18 protein-coding genes are annotated in these 18,159 nt (G+C 58.7%); 3 read left to right on the forward strand and 15 right to left on the reverse strand.

The features are described from left to right. Positions 1-36 precede the first annotated feature (36 nt). The 3 genes from xseB to dxs are packed head-to-tail and all read left to right on the forward strand — an operon-like array spanning position 37 to position 3,066. A complete protein-coding gene (gene xseB, locus AACX78_RS18150) occupies positions 37-288 on the forward strand; it encodes an exodeoxyribonuclease VII small subunit (RefSeq protein WP_005317577.1) in 252 nt (83 codons plus the stop codon). Then, a complete protein-coding gene (ispA, locus tag AACX78_RS18155; RefSeq protein ID WP_159167030.1) occupies positions 289-1,179 on the forward strand; it encodes a (2E,6E)-farnesyl diphosphate synthase in 891 nt (296 codons plus the stop codon). Between the two features lie 21 nt (positions 1,180-1,200). Continuing rightward, positions 1,201-3,066 carry a 1-deoxy-D-xylulose-5-phosphate synthase gene (dxs, locus tag AACX78_RS18160; RefSeq protein ID WP_159167031.1) on the forward strand — a complete coding sequence of 622 codons (1,866 nt, stop codon included), beginning with the start codon at positions 1,201-1,203 and terminating at the stop codon, positions 3,064-3,066. A gap of 215 nt (positions 3,067-3,281) precedes the next feature. On the opposite strand, the gene AACX78_RS18165 is transcribed toward dxs, so the two are convergent. From AACX78_RS18165 to glyA, 15 genes are all read right to left on the reverse strand, one after another. Beyond that, positions 3,282-4,223 (reverse strand): ABC transporter permease, encoded by a 942-nt coding sequence (locus AACX78_RS18165; protein WP_059111414.1) that lies wholly within the window; start codon positions 4,221-4,223, stop codon positions 3,282-3,284. A gap of 4 nt (positions 4,224-4,227) precedes the next feature. Continuing rightward, positions 4,228-5,202 (reverse strand): ABC transporter permease, encoded by a 975-nt coding sequence (locus AACX78_RS18170; protein ID WP_159167032.1) that lies wholly within the window; start codon positions 5,200-5,202, stop codon positions 4,228-4,230. Between the two features lie 97 nt (positions 5,203-5,299). Next, positions 5,300-6,856, reverse strand: a complete 1,557-nt coding sequence (locus AACX78_RS18175) for an ABC transporter substrate-binding protein (RefSeq protein ID WP_159167033.1) — start codon at positions 6,854-6,856, stop codon at positions 5,300-5,302. Positions 6,857-6,915: 59 nt separating this feature from the next. After that, complete coding sequence (locus AACX78_RS18180; RefSeq protein WP_159167034.1) at positions 6,916-8,640, reverse strand: dipeptide ABC transporter ATP-binding protein; 1,725 nt, start codon at positions 8,638-8,640, stop codon at positions 6,916-6,918. 510 nt (positions 8,641-9,150) lie between these two features. Next, a complete protein-coding gene (locus AACX78_RS18185; protein WP_159167035.1) occupies positions 9,151-9,645 on the reverse strand; it encodes a phosphatidylglycerophosphatase A family protein in 495 nt (164 codons plus the stop codon). Further along, positions 9,642-10,601: a thiamine-phosphate kinase gene (gene thiL, locus AACX78_RS18190; RefSeq protein ID WP_058393750.1), complete on the reverse strand. Its 960-nt coding sequence runs from the start codon at positions 10,599-10,601 to the stop codon at positions 9,642-9,644. Before thiL ends, AACX78_RS18185 begins: the two co-directional genes overlap by 4 nt. A gap of 101 nt (positions 10,602-10,702) precedes the next feature. Continuing rightward, on the reverse strand, positions 10,703-11,116 hold the full coding sequence (nusB, locus tag AACX78_RS18195; protein ID WP_005317593.1) for a transcription antitermination factor NusB: 414 nt from the start codon (positions 11,114-11,116) through the stop codon (positions 10,703-10,705). A gap of 14 nt (positions 11,117-11,130) precedes the next feature. After that, entirely contained in the window at positions 11,131-11,601 is a 471-nt protein-coding gene (gene ribH / locus AACX78_RS18200) for a 6,7-dimethyl-8-ribityllumazine synthase (protein ID WP_005317595.1), read from the reverse strand. Between the two features lie 131 nt (positions 11,602-11,732). Beyond that, positions 11,733-12,842 (reverse strand): bifunctional 3,4-dihydroxy-2-butanone-4-phosphate synthase/GTP cyclohydrolase II, encoded by a 1,110-nt coding sequence (gene ribBA, locus AACX78_RS18205; protein ID WP_159167036.1) that lies wholly within the window; start codon positions 12,840-12,842, stop codon positions 11,733-11,735. A gap of 143 nt (positions 12,843-12,985) precedes the next feature. After that, positions 12,986-13,639 carry a riboflavin synthase E1 gene (ribE1, locus tag AACX78_RS18210; RefSeq protein WP_159167037.1) on the reverse strand — a complete coding sequence of 218 codons (654 nt, stop codon included), beginning with the start codon at positions 13,637-13,639 and terminating at the stop codon, positions 12,986-12,988. Positions 13,640-13,694: 55 nt separating this feature from the next. Continuing rightward, complete coding sequence (gene ribD / locus AACX78_RS18215) at positions 13,695-14,804, reverse strand: bifunctional diaminohydroxyphosphoribosylaminopyrimidine deaminase/5-amino-6-(5-phosphoribosylamino)uracil reductase RibD (RefSeq protein ID WP_159167038.1); 1,110 nt, start codon at positions 14,802-14,804, stop codon at positions 13,695-13,697. Positions 14,805-14,878: 74 nt separating this feature from the next. Next, positions 14,879-15,328, reverse strand: coding sequence for a transcriptional regulator NrdR (gene nrdR / locus AACX78_RS18220; RefSeq protein WP_005317604.1), 450 nt, complete (start codon positions 15,326-15,328; stop codon positions 14,879-14,881). Between the two features lie 134 nt (positions 15,329-15,462). Further along, positions 15,463-15,795 carry an NIPSNAP family protein gene (locus AACX78_RS18225; RefSeq protein WP_159167039.1) on the reverse strand — a complete coding sequence of 111 codons (333 nt, stop codon included), beginning with the start codon at positions 15,793-15,795 and terminating at the stop codon, positions 15,463-15,465. A gap of 67 nt (positions 15,796-15,862) precedes the next feature. Then, complete coding sequence (locus AACX78_RS18230) at positions 15,863-16,291, reverse strand: hypothetical protein (protein ID WP_125607164.1); 429 nt, start codon at positions 16,289-16,291, stop codon at positions 15,863-15,865. Positions 16,292-16,397: 106 nt separating this feature from the next. Next, on the reverse strand, positions 16,398-17,651 hold the full coding sequence (gene glyA, locus AACX78_RS18235; RefSeq protein ID WP_159167040.1) for a serine hydroxymethyltransferase: 1,254 nt from the start codon (positions 17,649-17,651) through the stop codon (positions 16,398-16,400). Between the last annotated feature and the right edge of the window lie 508 nt (positions 17,652-18,159).

The following is an 18,159-nucleotide window of genomic DNA, read 5'->3' on the forward strand; positions in this document are numbered from 1 at the left end:
AAGATAAGCCGTTTTTTTCAATCCCCGAGGATGAACATGGCCAGTAAGAAAATCGACCGCCTGAGTTTTGATGCCACTCTGGAAGAGCTGGAAACCATAGTTCATCAACTGGAACAAGGTTCCTTACCGCTGGAAGAGGCGCTCAAGCAATTCGAACAGGGTGTCCATCTGGTACGGGCTGGGCAGCAGAAGCTGGAACAGGCCGAACAGAAGATCCAGATCCTGCTGACTCAGGCCGATGGCACTGAGCAAGCAGTCCCCTTCCAGCCAGAGCAAGGAGAGGAATGAGTGACGCTGGACGATTTTTCCCGTCTGCATCGGCAACGTATTGACGACTGTCTGTCTGCACAACTTGAATCCTTGCCCGCCATGGCCCCGCGTCTGCGCGATGCCATGCGCTATGGCCTGCTGCTCGGCGGCAAGCGGGTGCGCCCCTTCCTGGTCTATGCCGTGGGGGAGATGCTGGGCGTCGAACGCGAGCTGCTGGATGGCCCTGCCGCGGCAGTGGAGTGCATTCATGCCTACTCGCTGCTGCACGACGATCTGCCCGCCATGGACAACGATGACTTGCGTCGTGGTCAACCGACAGTACACAAGGCATTTGATGAAGGCACCGCCATCCTGGCCGGTGATGCCTTGCAGACCCTGGCCTTCTCCATTCTGGCAGATCATCCCCTGCCCGACCGGCTTCTGGCCAACCGGGTACGTATGCTGAGCACCCTGGCCCGCGCCTCCGGCTACCTTGGCATGTGTGGCGGACAGGCACTGGATCTGCAGGCCGAAGGCCGCCAGATCAGCCTCCCCGAGCTGGAGCAGGTGCATCGCCACAAGACTGGCGCCCTGATCGAATGCGCAGTGGCACTCGGTGCCCTGTGCAAGGCCGACATAGACGACTCCACACTGGCGACACTGCAAACGTACGCGGCAGCCATAGGGCTCGCTTTCCAGGTACAGGATGACATCCTCGACATTACAGGGGATACAGTGACACTGGGCAAGCCACAAGGCTCTGATCTGGCACAGGAAAAAAGTACCTATCCGGCCCTGCTCGGACTCGACAATGCCCGTGAGCTGGCTCGCGAACTGCACGGTAAAGCCTTAACAGCCTTGCAATCTTTGCCCTACAATACCGACATTCTGGAAGCGTTTGCCGATTACATCATTGAGCGAACCCACTAAACGCTGGATAACAGTAACAATATGAGCGTTGATATAAGCAATTTCCCCAACCTGGCCCTCGCGGATACGCCGGTCGAGTTGCGATCCCTGCCCTACGAACGGCTGCCGCTGCTGTGTAACGAACTGCGTGAATATCTGCTGCGTTCGGTGAGTCGCTCCAGTGGTCATCTAGCCTCCGGGCTCGGCACCGTCGAGCTGACGGTAGCGCTGCACTACGTCTACAACACCCCGTTCGATCGGCTGGTGTGGGACGTGGGTCATCAGGCCTATCCCCACAAGATACTGACCGGGCGTCGCGACCGGATGCAGAGCATTCGTCAGAAAGACGGCCTGCACCCCTTCCCCTGGCGCGGCGAGAGCGAGTATGACGTGCTCTCGGTCGGTCACTCCAGCACCTCCATAGGTGCGGCGCTCGGCATGGCCGTTGCCGCCGAGAGCGAGGGCCTGGGTCGCAAGGTGGTGGCAGTGATTGGCGACGGCGCCATCACCGCCGGCATGGCATTCGAGGCGCTCAACCACGCCGGCGATGTCCACAAGGACATGTTGGTGGTGCTCAACGACAACGAGATGTCCATCTCCGAGAATGTGGGGGCGCTGAACAACCATCTGGCCCGCATCATGTCTGGCAAGCTCTACACCACTATCCGCGAGGGTGGCAAGAAGGTGCTGGCGGGGCTGCCGCCGGTCAAGGAGCTGGCCAAACGGGCCGAAGAGCACCTCAAGGGCATGGTAGTACCCGGTACCCTGTTTGAGGAGTTCGGCTTCAACTACATAGGCCCCATCGACGGCCATGACATTGAGGCGCTGGTCGAGACCCTGCGCAACATGCGCAATCTCAAGGGCCCGCAGCTGCTGCACGTCAAGACCAAGAAGGGCAAGGGCTATGAGCCCGCAGAGAAAGACCCCATCGGTTATCACGGTGTGCCCAAGTTCGATCCGGACGAATGCACATTGCCCAAGGCGAGTGGCGGCAAGCCAAGCTTCTCCGCCATCTTCGGCCAGTGGCTGTGCGACATGGCGGCGAAAGACGAGAAGCTGGTCGGCATCACCCCCGCCATGCGCGAGGGCTCGGGGCTGGTCAAGTTCAGCCAGCAGTATCCGGATCGCTACTTTGATGTGGCTATCGCCGAACAGCATGCGGTCACCTTCGCCGCCGGCCTTGCCATCGCCGACAAGAAACCTGTGGTTGCCATCTACTCCAGCTTCCTGCAACGGGCCTATGACCAGGTGATCCATGATGTGGCGCTGCAGGCATTGCCGGTGCTGTTTGCCATCGACAGGGCTGGTCTGGTGGGTGCAGATGGGCCGACCCATCAGGGAGCGTTCGACATCAGCTTTCTGCGCACCGTGCCCAACATGGTCGTCATGACCCCGTCCGACGAGAACGAGTGTCGCCAGATGCTCTACACCGGCTATCAGTGCAACCAGCCGGCTGCGGTGCGTTATCCCCGTGGCAGTGGCACAGGTATCGAGGTGCAGACCGAGATGCAGGCGCTCGAACTGGGCAAGGGCCGTGTCATTCGCGAGGGCAAAGGCACCGCCATACTGGCGTTCGGCACCCTGCTGCTGCAGGCCAGGGCTACCGCCGAGGCGCTGGATGCCACCCTGGTGGACATGCGCTTCGTCAAGCCGATGGATGAAGCGCTGGTGCTGTCGCTTGCCGCCAGCCACGACCAGTTCGTGACCATAGAGGACAACGCCATCATGGGTGGCGCCGGCTCTGCAGTGAACGAGCTGCTGATGCGCAACAAGCAGTGCAAGCCGGTGCTCAATCTGGGCCTGCCGGATCGCTTCGTGGAGCAAGGCACCCAGGAGGAGATCTATGCGCTGCTGGGACTCGACAGCACGGGCATTCAAGCCAGCATAGAGGCCTGGCTGTTGACCTGAACAGGCTCGTTGACGAGCAAATAAAGAAGGGCGCCTGATGGCGCCCTTCTTGTTATCCATTATTTCAAACCTGTGCACACACTGTCGCGAGAAGGGCGTCAGCAAGGTTACAAGCTGCTCAGGAACCGGAGCATATAGACATACGTGAGCACTCTTTGGTTCCAGCACATGAGCCTTGTTCACGCCCTCGCAGTAAGTGTGAGGACAGGTTTTTATCAGCCCTTGTAGATCTTCGGGTTAAACACATCCCGCAGCCAGTCACCCAGCAGGTTGATGACCAGCACCAGCACCACCAGACAGATGCCGGGGAAGGCGGTGATCCACCAGGAGCCCGAGAAGATGTAGTTGAAGCCGACACTGATGAGCGAGCCCAGCGAAGGTTGATCCACCGGCATCCCCAATCCGAGGAAGGAGAGAGCAGCCTCGCTCATGATGGCGTTGGCCACCTGAACGGTGGAAATCACCAGAATGGGCGACAGGCAGTTCGGCAGAATGTGACGGAACATGATGCGCGGAGCACGGAACCCCATCACCTTAGCCGCTTCCACATATTCCTTCTTCTTCTCGGCAAGCACAGAGGCACGCACAGTCCGGGCATACTGAGGCCACTCGGCAATGCCGATGATCACCACCAGCATCAGGATGGCAAACTTCGAGTAGAACTCGGAGCCAAAGGTTGCCTGGAAGATGGCGGAGATGATGATGGCCACCATCATGGTGGAGAACGACAGCTGCACATCGGCAAAGCGCATCAGCAGATTGTCGATGCGGCCACCGAAGTAACCGGCGATCAGGCCAATGACGATGCCGAGCACCAGTTGCAACCCCACCGCAAACAGGCCGATGGAGAGCGAAATGCGAGCGCCATAGAGGATAGTGCTCCAGATATCACGCCCCTGGTTGTCGGTACCAAGCCAGAAGCGCTCTTCACCACCATCCAGCCAGGAGGGTGGCAGCTCCGCATCCATCAGATCAAAACTGGTCTGGTCATAGACGTTGTGCGGTGCCAGCCAGGGCGCCAGCAGCGCCGCCAACACGAACACCACGAACACAGCAAAGCTGAACATGGCTACCTTGTCCCGCAGGAAGTAGTAGACAAAATCAGAGTTCTTGAATCGAGCCCAACGGCTTGGGCTCACAGTCACAGCGTTACTCATGCGCTTACCCCTTGGCGGTCAGGTTGACGGTCGGGTTGATGAACCCGTAGAGCAGGTCGACCAGGGTATTGGTCACCACGAAGATCAGTCCCACGAAGATGACGTAGGCGGTGATGAGCGGCGTATCCACTCTGTGGATCGCCTCAAGGAACAGGAAACCGGTTCCCGGCCACTGGAACACGCTCTCGGTCAGAATGGTGTAGGCCACCATGGTGCCGATCTGTACGCCACCGACGGTAATCACCGGCAGCATGGTGTTTTTCAGAGCGTGCTGGTAGTAGACCTTGTTGTTGTCCAGCCCCTTGGCACGGGCAAACTTCACGTACTCGGAGGAGAGCTGCTCCAGCATCTCGGAGCGTACCAGCCGGATAAACAGCGGCAGCATGATGGAGGAGAGAGACACGGCCGGCAGTATCAGGTGCAGGATACCGTCCCAGGTGAAGAAACCCGACTCCCAGCCCAGCACATTGGCGGTCTCGCCACGGCCATAGGCCGGCAGCCAGCCAAGCTGGATGGAGAAGAGGTACATCAACATGATGGCGGTCAGGAACACAGGAATGGAGATGCCTATGCTGCTCACGGCCATGATGATCTTGGTCAGGATGCTGCGCGGGCGGATCGCCGAATAGACACCGAGTGGAATGGAGACCACCACGATGATGAGCGCGGCAGCAAACACCAGCTCAAGGGTAGCCACCAGCTTGTCGAGGATCACCTCGAGAGCGGGTCGCTTGAAGAAATAGGAGGTGCCCAAATCCCCATGCACCGCATTTTTCAAGAAGCGGCTGTATTTGATGAGGAAAGGATCGTTAAGGCCCATCTTCTCGCGCAATTCGTGACGCTGGGCTTCGGAGACGGATTGTCCCACCAGCTCGCGCAACGGATCCCCCAGGTTGTCCTGGATGGAGAAGGCGACCAGGCTGATGACGAACATCACTATCACGGCCTGATAGAACCGTTTCAGCAGGAATGTAAACATGCTTGTCCTTCTACGTGGCCTGTGTCTTGGCACAGGCTTCTGTTAATGGCGGGGGTCGCCACAGGCTACCCCCGCTCAGTCCTTCCTTGCGACTCGCTTACTTGCCGACCACCAGATCGCCGAAGTAAGGGAAGTTCATTACGTTGACGATGGGCTTGATGTCGGCGTTTTTCTTGGCGCCATACGCCAGATTTTCCCAATGGAGCGGCACATAGGCAGCATCATCGATCAGCATGGCTTCCACCTTTTGCAGCATGGCAGCACGCTTGGCCGGATCTGTCTCGGCGTTGGCATCCATCACCATCTTGTCAGCTTCTGCGTTGGCATAGCCGGCGCAGTTGTACTGACCCATGCCGGTTTCGGCATTCTTGGTGAAGGTCAGGAACTCGAAGAAGTTGGCCGTATCTTCGGTATCCGAGTGCCAGCCGATCAGCTGCATGTCTGCGGCGCACTTGTCAAACTCGGGCCAGTATTGCGCCACCGGCATGGTCTTCAGATCCACCTTGATGTTGATCTTGGCCAGCATGGCGGAGACTGCCTGGGCAATCTTGACGTCGTTGACGTAACGGGCGGCCGGGGAGATGAAGCTCATCTTGAAGCCCTGTTCGTAGCCCGCTTCCTTCATCAGCGCCTTGGCCTTGGTCAGGTCATATTGGGGTACCAGCGCTTCGTTGTGACCGGCATAGCCTTTCGGGCTCAGCTGACCAGCGGGGGTACCAAAACCCTTGTTGATCTTGTCGACGATGCCCACCTGGTTGATGGCGTAGTTGATCGCCTGACGCACGCGCTTGTCTTTGAGTGCAGGGTTGGTGCCCTGGTTCAGCTCTATGATGATGGCGCGAGTACCGGACAGGGTCACCAGCTGGGTGTCCTTGCCATTCTTGACGCGTTCCAGATCGTTCGGGGCAACCGGGTAGATGACATCCACGTCCCCGCCCAGCAGGGCGGCAACACGGGTCGCATCTTCCTTGATGGGCACCAGGGTCAGGTTGTCAACGTTGCCCTTGGAGCTCTTGTCCCAGTAGTTGGCGTTGCGGGTGTACTCCAACTTGACGCCCTGCTCGCGGAACTTGACGCTGAACGGCCCCGTACCCGAGACATTGGTGGATGCATAAGAGTCACCGTTCTTGACGATCTCGGCCTTGTCTTTACCTGCTTCTGTCTTGCCGGTATAGAACTTGGAGTCCATCGGGAAGATATAGGTGACGGTCTGCAGCACCAGGGGATAGGGCTTGTCGGTGATGATATCAACGGTGAAATCATCCACCTTCTTGATGTCGGCGATGGGGTCGAAGATGGCCTTGAAGTCCACCGAGTCTTTCAAACGCTTGACGCTCCACACCACGTCATCGGCGGTGAAGTCGTTGCCGGAGTGGAACTTGACGCCCTTGCGCAGATGGAAGCGGACTGTCTTGTCGTCGATACGCTCAAACTTCTCGGCCAGGCGCGGCTCGAACTGCAGATCCTGAGTCCAGCGCATCAGGGGATCGAACACCAGGTGGGACATCTCCAGGGTCTGACCGGAGAGCTGCTCCTGGGGATCCAGCGAGGTCGGATCAGAGGCTACGGCGACCTTGATGTCGGCGGCAGAAACGTTAAAGGCGAGGCCGGCGGCGAACAGCGCCATGGCGATCTTGGATAATCCTTTCTTCATGTCTTTCTCCATGCTTTTGGCTTTCTTATTGACAGACAAACCGGCGAGCCGGTGCTTTCCTAGCTTGCGATTTCCAGCCCCTCACGGGACATTCCCTTGAATTCCGGCATGAGGGAAATCAGCTTGCAGCTGTACTCATGCTCGGCATTGGTAAACAATTTTTCGGTCTCGGCCACTTCCACCAGATGACCGTGCTGCATCACACCGATGCGATCGCACATCTGGCGGATCACCGGCAGATCGTGGCTGATGAACAACATGGTGAGCCCAAGCTCCTGCTGCAGATCCTTGAGCAAGTTGAGGATCTGGGCCTGTACCGACACATCCAGCGCCGAGGTGGGCTCGTCACAGATGAGGAAGCGCGGCCGGGTCGCCAAGGCTCGGGCGATGGAGATGCGCTGACGCTGACCGCCGGAGAACTCGTGGGGATACTTGACCCCGGCACCACGGCCGAGTCCGACGTGATCGAGCAGGTCGTTGACGATGCCCTCGATCTGGCTCTCGCTGCCCGCCAGCTTATGGAAGCGGATGGGCTCGGCGATGATGTCACGCACCTTCATGCGCGGGTTCATCGAGGAGTAAGGGTTCTGGAATACCATCTGCATCTGGCGGCGCAGGGGGCGACGCTCACGCTCGCTCTTGAGGGCGGTGAGATCGATCCCCTCGAAGAAGATCTTGCCGGTATCGGGCGGATAGAGGCCTGTAATGGCGCGAGCTATGGTGGACTTGCCGGAGCCCGACTCCCCCACCAGACCGAAGGTCTCCCCTTCGAAGATCTCGAAGCTGATGTTGTTGCAGGCCCGCACGTACTGGCGGCGGCTCGGGAAGATGGAATCCTTGGTGACAAACCTCAGGTCCACGTTCTCCACCCGCAGCAGGGCCCCTTCGTAAGTGCGCTCATCCTGACTCTGACCGAGCCAGTGAGTCTTGAGATCGATATTGGTATCAGGCGCACTGGCATCTTCGATGTAGGAGACCAGCGGGAAGCGCACCAGCTTGACGTCCGAGCGGGGCACTGCCGAGATGAGGCTGCGGGTATAAGGATGACTGGGGCGACCCAGTACCTGTTCAGTGGTCCCAAACTCCACCAGATCACCGCGGTACATGACCGCCACCTTGTCGGTCACGTTGGAAACCACTCCCATGTCGTGGGTCACCAGCATGCAGCCCACCTGGCGCTCTTTGCAGAGGTTGCGGATGAGCTGGAGGATCTGATCCTGAATGGAGACGTCGAGGGCCGTGGTCGGTTCATCGGCAATGATGAGCTCGGGATCGCAACTCAGGGCGATGGCGATAACGACCCGCTGACGCATGCCGCCTGAGAACTGGTGCGGATACTGCTTGATGCGCAGCTCGGGCTGCGGGATCCCCACAGCCCCCATCAGCTCGAGGGCCTTGGCAAAAGCCGCGTCGCGAGAGAGCTCAGTATTGGCCAGAATGGTTTCCACCAACTGCTGTTCAACGGTGAACAAGGGGTTGAGGGAGGTCATGGGATCTTGAAAGATGAAACCGATGCGGGAACCACGGATGGCTCGCATCTCGTTCTGGCTCTTGCCGGAGATGAGTTCGCCGTTGAGATAGATGTCACCACGGGCGATGCGACCCGGTGGGCTCAGCAGGTCGATGACGGCGTTGCCTATGGTGGACTTTCCGGCGCCAGATTCGCCTACCACACCGACGATCTCCCCTTTTTCGACACACAAAGAGAGATCTTTGACCGCGGCCAGCACCCCATAGCGGGAGGGGTACTCGATCCGCAAGTTTTTCACTTCGAGCAAGGACATGTTTACCTCTGCGGGGGACATCCGTCCCAAATCATTCGTCCGTAAATCAGCCGCAGATGCCGGTTTGCCTTGGTACTTATCTTGAGTGCTTGTTCTGAGTAAGAAACGCTCAATCCATGAGGCAGTTAAACCAGCGATCCGGGCGGGTTTTTTGCATTTTTTTGGAATAACCCGCGAGTAACTTAGACGGTTTAACCGCGAGTGTAAATGATCGGGTTATACAATTTCGCAATACTTTGCCTAGTCAGTGGCCACTTCAATAGTCATAAATGATGACTTATGTCACATAACCAGACTATATGACCATCATCAATCATTTTTAGTGCTTTTACTTTCAACAAAGGCTCAACAGGCGGGAATATTCACTATCAGCACAATAGCATTAAGCTTCGAATGAGTAGTGAATATTTATGTGAAATGATTTTTAAACGGCAGCATATGCCAGTGAATGAAAATTAAACAGTGGTATATAGGGGAATGCCAGTGTGGTCATCCCCCTGACAGGGCAATTCAACCCAGCCAATATGCCAGTAATTGCATACAAAGCAGGGCGAACAAACCGGCGATGAGATCGTCCAGCATGATGCCGAGTCCGCCGTGAATCCGGCGATCAAACCAGGAGATGGGCCAGGGCTTGAACACATCGAACAACCGGAACAGCACGAAGCCGGCCAGCACCCAGGGCCAGCCGGCTGGCGCCGCTATCATGGTAACACCAAAGCCGATCACTTCATCCCAGACGATGGCGCCGTGATCCGGCATACCGATGGCGTCGGTGGCACTCTGGCAGATGCGAATACCCGCCACGAAACCCACCACCAGCAGGGCAATGAACCAGGGAGTGGAAAGCCCGCTCACCAGCAGGTAAAGCGGTATGGCGGCCAGCGTCCCCATGGTGCCCGGCGCTTTGGGAGAGAGGCCGGAGCCAAACCCCACCGCCAGAAAATGGAGCGGGTTCTTCAGGTTCAGCCTTTTCAGCTCGGGCTTTATCATAAACAAGGTCATGCGAAGTGATCCCAGCCTGTCAGTTGCAGCTCGACCGTTTGCTCGCCGCGAACATAGTCGATACCCGGTTCACCGGCCAGAATGCGGCCGATCCGGGTGAACTTGACGCCACAGTTGGCGAGCGCCGTGTCCAGCGCGCCGCGATACTCTTCGGGCACGGTGAAGCAGAGCTCGTAGTCATCGCCCCCGGCCAGCGCCAGCTGCCAGGCATCCAGCTCCGAGACCGCATCCTGCAGCACGGGCGAGAGGGGCAGCAGACCAAGGTCAATCTGGGCACGCACGCCGGAGGCCTTGAGGATGTGACCGAGATCCGAGGAAAGCCCATCTGAAAGATCCAGCGCACTGCCCGCCAGCCCGCGCAGGGCCTGGCCGGCCAGAATACGGGGATGGGGATGATCGAGCCTAGGCAGCACGGCGGCCAGCTGGTTCTCGTTGAGGGTGCGCTTGCCAAGCAGATGGGAGAGCGCCAGGGCAGCATCCCCCAGGGTACCGGTCACATAGATGCCATCACCGGCCTTGGCACCACTGCGCATCAGGGCCCGGCCTGCGGGAACGGATCCCTTCACCGAGACTGTGATGGAAAGCGGGCCGCGGGTCATGTCACCGCCCACCAGCGCCACATTGTAGTATTCGGCCAACTCCAGAAAGCCTTCGGCAAAACCTGCGACCCAGCTCTCATTGATGGCGGGCAGGGTCAGCGCCAGCGACACCCAGCGCGGCTCGGCCCCCATGGCGGCGAGATCGGACAAATTGACCGCCAGCGCCTTGTAGCCAAGATCCACCGGATCCATGTCGGGAAAAAAATGGACGCCGCTCACCAGGGTGTCTGTGCTCACCGCCAGCTGGGTATCCGCTGGCAGGGTCAGCAGGGCGCAGTCATCTCCAGGGCCCATCACCACGTCCTTGCGGGCGTGGGGGATCTTGAAGTACTTATCAATCAGCTCAAATTCACCCATGCAATAAAAAGCCAGCGGTTAGGCTGGCTCCTCTCTTCAAAGCGGTTCACGATCTTGCTGCGAAGCCGTAAACACGCTCGTGATGCTGATGGACATCAGGATCAACGCTTGTTCAGCGTCTTGATCACCTTGTCCAGTACACCGTTGACAAACTTGTGGCTGTCATCGGCAGCAAAGGCCTTGGCCAGCTCGATCGCTTCGTTGATCACCACACGGGGCGGCACATCATCGCGACGGGTCAGCTCATAGGTCGCCAGACGCAGGATCGCCTTGTCCACCATGTCCACTTCTTCCAGCGGACGGGAGAGGAAAGGTGCAAACACCTTGTCCAGCTCGTTGCAGTGGAGGGCTACCCCGAATAGCAGATCGCGGAAATAGTTCAGGTCCACACCCTTGGTGTCCTGATCGATCTTGAACTGCTCTTCGATGTCGCCCACGTTGGCCCTGGTCATCTGCCACTGGTAGATGGCCTGGGTGGCGCAATGGCGGGCTTTACGGCGCTCGGACGGTTTCAATGTACTTCTCCTCGTTACACGTCCAGCTGTTTCAGGACGTTGATCATTTCGAGCGCGCTCAGTGCAGCCTCTGCACCCTTGTTACCCGCCTTGGTACCGGCTCGCTCGATGGCTTGTTCAATGTTTTCGGTGGTCAGTACGCCGAAGGCAACGGGAATTTCATATTCCATCATTACCTGGGCCATGCCCTTGCTGCTCTCGCTTGCCACCAGCTCGAAGTGATAGGTGCCACCACGGATGACGGTGCCCAGCGCGACTATGGCGTCGTATTGACCACTCTTGGCCAGCTTCTTGATAGCCAAGGGAATTTCGACGGCGCCCGGCACGCGTACCAGGGTGAGATTGCTGTCCTGGACTTGACCTTGACGCTTCAGTACGTCCACAGCACCGTCTACCAGGCTTTCGTTGATGAAGCTGTTGAAACGGGCAACGACAATAGCAACGCGCGCCTCAGGAGCGGCGATATTTCCTTCGATAACCTTCATTGGAAATCCTGTATCTGTGCAATCAAAAGGGGCCGGAGTCAAAAGTGCGCATATTCTAGCACAACAGACCCACGACAAAAACCATGGCCGCAACGGACGGCCATGATCGCTATGTCATTCGGGCGACGTGCTTATTCGCCGACGTATTCCACCACTTCCAGACCGAAACCGCCGAGGGCGTGGTATTTTTTCGGTGAGCTCAAGAGCCGCATCTTGCCAACCCCCAGGGTCTTGAGGATCTGGGAGCCGACACCGACCCGACGCGAAGTACCCTGCCACTTTGCCCCTTCCGGTTGCAGCCCCTTGTCGGCGGCCTCGAAGCCCTTGACCCGCGCCAGCAACTCGGCGCCATGGGCCTCGGCCCCCAGGATCACCAGCACGCCGCCTTCCTGGGAGATGCGGGCCATGGATTTGGGCAAGGGCCAGCTGCGGGCGGCATGGCGGTCGGTCAACAGCAGATCGCTCAGCACATCGTGCAGGTGCACCCGCACCAAGGTCGGCTGCTCGGTCTGGATGTCGCCTTTCTTCAGGGCAAAGTGCACCTGATTGTCGATGGTGTCGCGGAAAGTGATGAGCTCGAACTCCCCATATTCGGTAGGCAGTTTGCACTCGGCCACTTTCTCCACCGTGGTTTCGTGCTGGTTGCGGTACTCGATGAGGTCGGCGATGGTGCCAAGCTTGATGCCGTGCTGCTCGGCGAATACTTCCAGATCCGGACGACGGGCCATGGAGCCATCCTCGTTGAGGATCTCGACGATGACGGAAGCCGCCTCGTAACCGGCAAGACGGGCCAGGTCGCAGCCCGCTTCGGTGTGGCCAGCGCGGGTCAGCACGCCACCATCCTGCGCCATCAGCGGGAATATGTGGCCCGGCTGCACCAGGTCGGCGGCCTTGGCATCGGGCGCCACGGCGGCCTGTACGGTCACCGCGCGATCGGCGGCGGAGATACCGGTCGTCACCCCTTCGGCCGCTTCTATGGTCACGGTAAAGGCGGTGGAGAACTGGGCATTGTTGCGATCAACCATCAGCGGTAGCGCCAGCTGCTTGCAGCGATCACGGGTCAGGGTCAGACAGATGAGGCCACGGCCGTAACGGGCCATGAAGTTGATATCCTCCGGGCGGACACAGGAGGCGGCCATGATGAGGTCCCCTTCGTTCTCCCTGTCTTCGTCATCCATCAGGATCACCATCTTGCCAGCCTTGATATCGGCAATGATTTCCTGGGTTGTGCTCAGCGCCATGGGCTACTCCATCAACTTGCTTCGGGGATTGAGCCCGGAGGCTCACTTTGATACAGAATTATGTTGCTCTAGATGGGGGCTCTGGGCCCCATTTCAATCAGAGCGGGATCACAGAAAATCGTTTTGGTCAGCTGTTTCGCCACTTACAGGAAACCGGACTGGGCCAGTTTCTCCAGAGTCAGGCTGGAGGTAGCAGCGTCCTGCGCCTTGCCTTGCATCAGCCGCTCCAGATAACGGGCTATCTGATCCACCTCGAGATTTACCCTGTGACCCGGTTTCCAGCGGGCTATGGTGGTCTCCTGGGCGGTGTGCGGCACTATGGTGAGGCGAAACAAGTCCCCCTGCACGGCATTGACCGTCAGGCTGATGCCATCTACCGCAATCGACCCCTTCTCGGCGATGTAGCGGGAGAGTTCCGCCGGTGCCTTGATCCAGTATTCGATGGCACGACCGCTGCTGGACTTGCTCTTCACCTCACCCACCCCGTCCACATGACCGGAGACCAGATGGCCGCCAAGCCGGGAGGTCGGCATCAAGGCCTTCTCCAGATTGACGGGATCGCCGACTTTGGCCGCGGCGAAGCCGGTACGAGACAGGGTTTCCAGCGACACATCGGCGGTGTAACTCTTGTCGCCAAGACCAATCACGGTCAGGCAGACGCCGTTGGTGGCAATGGAGTCGCCCAGCTTGACGTCGCCAAAATCCAGCGTCGGCGCGTGGACTGTGAGCGCCATGTCCTCGCCCTGGCGGCGCAGCGCGGCAAGGGTTCCCACCGCTTCGATAATTCCGGTAAACATGCAGATCACCTTGATGATGACGGGGCCGGTTCGGCCCCCGATAACGATTGGAAAATCAGGCTATCCTGGCGGTGATGCGGATATCCTGTCCCACCAGCCGCACATCCTTGATGCAGAGCTTGGGCGCCTGGAAAAGACGGGTGAGCACTGGCAGATGGAACAGGCCACGCCCCTCATCCCCCATCAGTTTCGGCGCCTGATAAAGCACCAGCTCATCCACCAGCCCCTTGTCCAGCAGGGCACCGCAAAGCCTGGGGCCGGCTTCCACCAGTACGGAATTGATGTTCCGCTTGGCCAGCAGCATAAAGAGGCTGACCAGATCCAGCTTGCCATCCAGCAGGGGCAGCTCCAGTTGCTGCACCCATTCAGGCCAGTCGCCAGCCGCCTTGTGACGGGCCAGCAAGACAGGGCCTGTGCTCTGGAACAGGGGCAAGTCCGGGGTCAGCCGGTTCCGGGAATCGACGATGACCCGCAGAGGCTGGCGCAGCGTCTCTTTGGCATAAGTGGCCTTGAGAGAAGGGGGCAGCTCATCCCAACGCACTGTCAGGGAGGCGCCATCGGCCAGCACGGTTTCGGCGCTGGAGAGCACGGCGTCGTGACCGGCGCGCAGCCGCTGCACATCGGCACGGGCCAGGGGGCCCGTTATCCACTGACTCTCGCCGCTTGCCATGGCGGTGCGGCCATCGAGGCTGGCACCGAGTTTGACGGTCACCAGCGGAAAAGCGGTACGCATACGCTTGAAGAAGCCCGGATTGAGCGCCTCGGCTTCGCTCGACAGCAAGCCAAAATCGGTCTTGATACCCGCTTCCGACAACATCCGCAGACCACGCCCGCCCACCTCGGGGTTGGGGTCGACCATGGCCGCCACCACCCGGGTCACCCCGGCCTTGATCAACGCCTCGGCGCAAGGGGGGGTGCGGCCATGATGGGAGCAGGGCTCCAGGGTCACATAAACGGTCGCACCACGGGCTTCGTCACCGGCCTCATGCAGGGCATAGATCTCTGCATGGGGTTCTCCGGCTCGTTTGTGCCATCCCTCGCCGACCACAACGCCGGCTTTCACCAGCACGGCGCCGACACAGGGATTGGGGGCAGTGGTATAGCGGCCGCGGCGGGCCAGTTCAAGGGCCCGATTCATCCATTGGTAATCATCTTGACTAAACATCTGGGCTCCCGTTCAAAGCGAGAAAATGGGCGTTGTAGGTTCGATTAGCGCAGCGTAACCGGACATTGGGAAGCTTATTTCTCCAGCTTGGCGATCTCTTCGCCGAACTCGCGGATGTCCTCGAAGCTGCGATAGACGGAGGCAAAACGGATATAGGCGACCTTGTCCAGGCTCTTGAGCTCATCCATCACCAGATTGCCCACCAGCTGGGAGGCGACTTCGCGCTCACCGGTGGCTCGCAGGCAGGACTTGATATGGTTGACCCCCTTTTCGATGGCCTCCATGCTCACGGGTCGCTTCTCCAGCGCCCGCAGGATGCCACCACGCAGCTTCTCTTCATTGAAGGGCTCGCGGGAACCGTTGGACTTGATGACACGGGGCATCACCAGCTCGGCCATCTCGAAGGTGGTGAAGCGCTCGTGACAGAGCAGGCACTCACGACGGCGGCGTACCTGATGGCCTTCTGCCACCAGACGGGAATCGATCACCTTGGTATCAACCGCACTACAGAAAGGGCAATGCATCGGACCTCCGGCGTTAACAAACAGGGCACCTGCCCCACAGGGGCAGGATCTTGGCGGGCCAGTGTAGCACGGCCATCCAAAACCGGTAAAAGCCCAGAAAAACAATATGTCACCGTCTATATTCCTTAAACACTTCAGGGGATGCGAAGTCCCTCTATGGCCGTTGCAGGCAAGCAGATGACGGTATTTGCATCCGCTTCGATCAGCGCAACAATGGCGTCTCTCGGGCCTTCTCGCCAGGCATCCGTTGCATAGAATGCCGCCTGGGAAGCGATCAGATGCGCAAGATCATCGTATGCCCGCATCAGAAAATAGGCATCCGGATCATGCATGGAGGGACCGTGGCTCACCACATCCATCCCCCATTTACGGTGCAGTGGCATGCTCTGCTCGGTCACCAGCGCATGAAACGCGGCGCGGCTCCCCGCCTTGAGCCGATAACTGCGGATTTCCAGCACTCTCTTCATCGCACTTTCTCCAGCTAAAAAAATACCGCCAGCAAGGCGATATTCAACCCTTCAGTCAACCTTGAGCTCAGTCGTCATAGGGCAAGTCGTCGGGCTCACAACCTGCGTGGTCGGGTACCGGATCTTGCGCAAACTGCACCGCATCAATGTGAGTGTGTCCCTCTATCAATGCCTTGCACACCCTGTGCATGCCATCCATGACCCGACCTGCACTATCCAGAATGATGGGATAGGCAAGGGAAGCACTGGCAATCAACTGACAATGCTCGGCTATGCTGCGCACCGTGGGTCTGGCCACGCCGTGTCCGTACCAGTGATCGGTATCCAGCTCGGCAATCTGTACCAATGGCACAGCTTGCACCGGCAAGCCTTGGCTCAACCGCACCAGACGCCGTACATCCCATGCCAGCAGCCCCTCCGGACTATCGCGAAAATGGTACTGGGCACGGATGGACACGATCAGATCGTCATCTGTGATCCCGGGCTGGGCTGGCATTATGCCTCCTATGTCTGCACAAGCTCGGCGCCCATGGCGGGGCCGAAACAGAAAAAACAATGCCACCCGCAGGTGGCATTGGTCTCAAACCAGCATGGCTGGTGTATCAGGCATAAACCGGGAAACGACGGCAGATATCCAGCACCTTTTCGCGGGTGTTGGCCAGCACTTCGTCGTTGTCATGGTTGTCCAGCACGTCACAGATCCAGTTGGTCAGATGGATGGACTCTGCTTCCTTGAAACCGCGGCGGGTGATGGCCGGGGTACCGATCCGCACACCTGAGGTGACGAACGGGGAACGCGGGTCGTTCGGCACCGAGTTCTTGTTGACTGTAATGTTGGCTTTGCCAAGAGCGGCATCGGCTTCTTTACCGGTCAGCTCACGGCCGATCAGGTCAACCAGCATGAGATGGTTGTCGGTACCGCCTGAGACGATCTTGTAACCGCGCTCGATGAAGGTCGCCGCCATGGCTTTGGCGTTTTTGACGACTTGAGCCTGATAGGTCTTGAACTCGGGCTCCAGCGCCTCTTTGAACGCCACGGCTTTACCGGCGATGACATGCATCAGCGGGCCGCCCTGGCCGCCCGGGAAGACGGCTGAGTTCAGCTTCTTGTACAGATCTTCGTCGTCAGCGGCGGAGAGGATCAAACCACCACGGGGACCGGCCAGGGTCTTGTGGGTAGTGGAGGTAACCACGTGGGCGTGGGGCACCGGGTTCGGGTAGACACCAGCGGCAATCAGACCGGCTACGTGAGCCATGTCGACGAACAGGTAAGCACCGATCTTGTCGGCGATTTCACGCATGCGGGCCCAGTCAACGATACCTGAGTAGGCGGAGAAGCCACCTATCATCATCTTCGGCTTGTGCTCAACGGCCAGGCGCTCCATCTCGTCGTAGTCAATCTTGCCGGACTCATCGATACCGTAGGGGATGATGTTGTAGAGCTTGCCGGAGAAGTTGACGGGGGAGCCGTGGGTCAGGTGACCGCCATGGGCCAGATTCATGCCCAGCACGGTGTCACCCGGCTGCAACAGAGCCATGTAAACGGCGCTGTTGGCCTGGGAGCCGGAATGCGGCTGCACGTTGGCGTAAGTGGCACCAAACAGTTCCTTGGCGCGCTCGATGGCCAGGGTTTCGACCACGTCGACATACTCGCAACCACCGTAGTAGCGCTTGGCCGGATAGCCTTCAGCGTACTTGTTGGTCAGCTGGGAGCCCTGGGCTTCCATGACACGGGGGCTGGTGTAGTTCTCAGACGCGATCAGCTCGATGTGCTCTTCCTGACGACGGGTCTCGTCTGTGATGGCCTGCCACAATTGCGGATCATAATTGGCGATGGTCATGTCACGTTTCAACATCCGTTTCTCTCCTGAAAATCGTTTGCGCGTTAGGTGAAGTGGGCCCGCGCATTGTAACGTGAGCTGGATCAAAGAGACAGTCCAACCACCCAAAAAATTGTTTATAAAATGTAAAATGTGTCGCGAATTTCGAAGTCAGTGCAGGCTATCCCCTCAGCCATAGCGCTGGCATTCGTGCTGACATTAGTGCTGGCGAATAATCCTCCCTCTGTCCATCCGTCCCCGATACCCATCACACCATAGCCCTGCCAGTAAACAGAAACCGGGACAACAAACAGCCAAAACCAGAGCCGGATCATGGATATAGCCGTTACTAACAGATAACATCTTTACACGGCACAGCGGTTGCACAGCCGATAGATGGAGGCAAAACATGCCGGGCAAGACTCTCGCCACGCCCCAGATAGATCTCGATTTGCACCTTCCCCTGGCACTGAGCTTTCGCCAGCCTGCCTGCCGACCGAACGCTGGCAGCAAGAATTTCCACTCGACACACCTGTTCCATGGC

The sequence above is a fragment of the Aeromonas sp. 9A genome, from assembly GCF_963900955.1.
GTDB lineage: Bacteria > Pseudomonadota > Gammaproteobacteria > Enterobacterales > Aeromonadaceae > Aeromonas > Aeromonas salmonicida.